The organism is Limosilactobacillus portuensis (assembly GCF_014838735.1).
Taxonomy (GTDB): Bacteria; Bacillota; Bacilli; order Lactobacillales; family Lactobacillaceae; genus Limosilactobacillus; species Limosilactobacillus portuensis.
Genome location: NZ_JABUXQ010000151.1, coordinates 1 through 274 on the forward strand (window position 1 = coordinate 1; position 274 = coordinate 274).

The 274-nt window shown below is 45.3% G+C and carries 1 protein-coding gene; it reads right to left on the minus strand.

The window, feature by feature from the left end:
* A partial coding sequence (locus tag HUK49_RS10950) for a PLP-dependent transferase (RefSeq protein WP_191913708.1) occupies positions 1–274 on the minus strand: 274 nt, incomplete at both ends.

The window sequence follows — 274 nt, forward strand, 5'->3', positions numbered from 1 at the left end:
CGCGCTATGAATGACGATATTTGCACCGAGCGCCAGTGGATTTTGGCAAAGTGGCGTCATAAACGTATTGTCCACCGCTACTAAAATGTCGTGTGCTTGGGCTATATGAACGACTTTTCGAATATCTGTAATTTTGAACAGCGGGTTCGACGGTGTTTCTACATAGATGAGCCGTGTATTGGGGCGAATCGCTGCACGAATTTCTGCCACATTTTCAGCATTCACTGTTGTAAATGTCAGGCCAAAGCGCGATAAAATTTGCTCTGTAAGTCGA